Genomic DNA, 3,384 nt, shown 5'->3' with positions numbered 1-3,384 from the left:
ATATAGTATTTCATAATTAATCTCCCACTTATTATATACTAATTATCAACTAAGAAAGAAATATGCAAAAGGCACAGCGAATAACAATGAAAGTATTATTCTCTCAACCCATATTATCATCATATCTCTTATCTTTATAGGTATTCCTACAGCCAATATTACAGGAATAGGTGCAGCAAAATATAAAATCTCAGCAACGCATACCACAGCAACAACAGACTTAGCAAATTGACTGGCATACATTACAATACTTGAAGAACATGACATTTCAACTAATGTAACAGAACAAGCCTTTGCTACTATATAAGCCTCATCTCCAAGCCCAAGCAATTTAGTAACAGGTAAAAATATATAGCTTATAACATCAAATAAAGGAGTATAATTAACTATTAAAAGACCTATAAATGTTATAGCCATAAAATTAGGCATTACTGAAATAGAAACCATAAGTCCTTCTTTAAGATTTTTAATAACGCTATTTAAAACGCTATCAGAATGACTAGCAACTTCAGCAGCTTCATTTAATGCCAGCTTAAAAATATTACCTCCTTTGTATATAGGCTCTTCAGCAACTTCTTTATCCATATATCCGTCGCTAGGTTTATTTCTTAATGGATAAAGTCTTACAGTTATAGCAGTTACTATAAAAGTTATTAACATAGTACCAAAAAAATATATATTCCATTTATCTATAACATTAAACATCTTAGCAACAACTATCATAAAAGTAGTTGAAACGGTTGAAAATCCTGTAGCTATTATGCAGGCTTCTTTTTTAGAATAAAAACCTTTCTTATAAACTTTACTTGTCATTAAAAGAGCAATAGAATAACTTCCTACAAATGAAGCTATAGCATCTAAAGATGACCTTCCTGAAGTTTTCCATATAGGCTTCATTATACATCGCATAAATATACCGGCAAATGACATAAGCCCATAATCTACCAAAAATGATAAGAATATAAAACCTATACTATTAATCAATGCTATTTGAGTGAGCAGATTATAAGAAAAAAGAAGCATATTAGGTTTATGAAAATCAGCAGGTCCTAATCCAAAATATGCCATTATAATAAACGGTATTGATGTAAGTTTGATAAATGAAAATACTATTTCAGTTTTATTTTTATTCCAAGATTTACTTATAAAAGGATATATTCCTCCAAACATAGTTATAAGAATACCATAATAAGGGTCTACAAAAGGAATCTTTCTTATAAAACTTACTAAATGGTCTATAGGTATTGATTTAACATCTCCTATTTTAATTGGTATAAATAACATAAATATACCAATAAAACTAAGTACAATAAATTTTAAATAAACTGATTTACTAAATTTAATATTAGATAAATCATTACTGCTTAAAACACTTTCAGAATTTGAAACATTATCCATAAAAATTTCCTTAAATATAAATTAATATTTTAGAGAAACCTTAATGAAAATAATGAGTGTATAAGAATTAAAAATGAAAACAATTTTAGAAAACTTATTAGTAAGTAAAAATATTTCCCTACACTGGCATTATCCAACAGGTTATAAGGGTCTAAGTTATGTAAACTTACTCTCAGCCTTTTAAAGCTCCCCTAATTTTTCTAGTATTATATAATCAAATAATAATTATTTCAATTACTATTAACTATATTTTTTAGATTTTATTATAATCATCATTGGGCGTCTTAATTCATTTTGCATTTCTTTATTATTTTTAAGCATTTTTTCCGGAGGCTTAGGCTCTGTAACATTCTCTATAACAAAGCCGTTATTTATAAGAGTGTTAATATAAGTTGTTATTGTTCTATGATATTTAATAACACTTTCAGCCAAAAACTTTGTATTTCTTTTTCCTTCATAAAAATAATTATCAATAGGAAAACAAACTATTTCTCCGTTACTATCATATAACCAATCCTGACTGCCGTAAGCTGTAAATATTGGATGCTCTGCTGAGAATACAAAATATCCGTCATCTTTTAAAAGTCCTTTTACTGTTTTAACTACGCTGCCAAAATCATATACATAATGCAAAGCCAAAGAACTCAAAACTATATCAAATTTTATGTCTTTTAATTCTTCATTACTTTTTATATTCTCATTTATATTTTCTATGGAAGATAATATCAATCTTATATTATTAATATTTTTAGTTTTCTCTCTTGCAACATCAAGCATTTTATCAGATATATCACATCCGACTGCCAAATTGGCTTTATTTTGGGCAGCATAAATCAAATGCCATCCGTAACCGCATCCCAAATCTAAAATATTTTTATTCTCAAAGGAGGGAAGTATATTTTTTAAACTCTCCCATTCTCCTGCAGCATTAAGTCCAAATTTAGACCTTTCCATTTCGCTGTATTTATTAAAAAAAATTTCATCATTATATTTATTTTCTTTCATAATTAATTATTACTATTATTATAGAAAATCATTTTCCTTTTCTCTTTGCAAGAATATAAGCAAAACTATCAAAATACTTCATAATTCTTTCATCTGTATTATATTCATTATCTCCAAGCAAATAATCGCATAATACTTCTCTTAATCTTGTAAACTCTTTTATTTTATGTTTTTTATACTGTGCTTCTATAGTCAAATCTATTAACTCCAACGCCCTGTAAAGTGAATTAACAGAATATTCTAAATTATTTTTCTTTTTAAACTTTATTGCCCTGTAAACTTCGCTTCCTATATTAGCCATCTGTTCGGCCAAACTTAAAGTTTTCCATTTTCCTGCTGCCGAATCTTTATGCATATAATTCATAAATCTGCCCTTATATAATTATCTTATTATTAAATTATTAACTATCTTGATTATTTCATTTCTAATACTTTCATTTTCTACATATCTGCTTTTATTATTATCTGAAGGCCGTATGTTAATTAAAGAATCAAATTCTAAAAAATCTTCATCGTCTAAATTAGGATATATATTAATACCCCATAAATCATTTTGCAAAGAACCATTCTCTATGAGTAAAGACTCTAAATCACTATGAAGCTCTGCATCTAATGCTAATTCCTTTTTTTCAACATCAACAACACCTTTAAGCATATCAGTAAAAAAATTTCCAAGCATATTCTTTACTTCATCAATTCTTATACTTTCTTTAACAATTATCATAATAGTAATACTCCGCATAAATATTAACGGTAAATAAAATTCAATCATAATGTTTTTTATACTTATACATTCCGATAATTAATAAGTCTTTTTATGATAGAAAATTCAATCATAAAAAAATAATAAAAAAATTTTAGATTATTACGAGAATGATAACGATATAATAATCACTTCTATATTAAAAACAGGAGATAAAAAATGAGAGTTACTGAACAAGCCCAATTTAATAGAACAGTTAGTACAATAAAAAGAAACTA

4 protein-coding genes and 1 riboswitch are annotated in these 3,384 nt (G+C 26.6%); all 4 genes read right to left on the bottom strand.

Annotated elements, in window-relative coordinates; all coding sequences use genetic code 11:
- Positions 1 to 45: 45 nt before the first annotated feature.
- Complete coding sequence (locus tag Q0J90_RS13915) at positions 46 to 1,398, bottom strand: YjiH family protein (RefSeq protein ID WP_297278482.1); 1,353 nt, start codon at positions 1,396 to 1,398, stop codon at positions 46 to 48.
- Between the two features lie 98 nt (positions 1,399 to 1,496).
- Positions 1,497 to 1,601: riboswitch (TPP riboswitch) on the bottom strand.
- Positions 1,602 to 1,638: 37 nt separating this feature from the next.
- A complete protein-coding gene (locus Q0J90_RS13910; RefSeq protein ID WP_297278481.1) occupies positions 1,639 to 2,403 on the bottom strand; it encodes a bifunctional 2-polyprenyl-6-hydroxyphenol methylase/3-demethylubiquinol 3-O-methyltransferase UbiG in 765 nt (254 codons plus the stop codon).
- 28 nt (positions 2,404 to 2,431) lie between these two features.
- On the bottom strand, positions 2,432 to 2,767 hold the full coding sequence (locus Q0J90_RS13905; RefSeq protein ID WP_297278480.1) for a hypothetical protein: 336 nt from the start codon (positions 2,765 to 2,767) through the stop codon (positions 2,432 to 2,434).
- An 18-nt stretch (positions 2,768 to 2,785) separates the two neighbouring features.
- The gene (locus Q0J90_RS13900; RefSeq protein WP_297278479.1) at positions 2,786 to 3,127 is read right to left on the bottom strand and encodes a DUF5674 family protein; all 342 of its coding nucleotides are present in this window, start codon (positions 3,125 to 3,127) and stop codon (positions 2,786 to 2,788) included.
- Positions 3,128 to 3,384 lie beyond the last annotated feature (257 nt).

The sequence above is a fragment of the uncultured Brachyspira sp. genome, from assembly GCF_944390595.1.
In the GTDB taxonomy this organism is placed as follows: domain Bacteria; phylum Spirochaetota; class Brachyspiria; order Brachyspirales; family Brachyspiraceae; genus Brachyspira.
The sequence above is the reverse complement of the archived record's forward strand: the minus strand, read 5'-3'. Positions and strand labels throughout refer to the sequence as shown.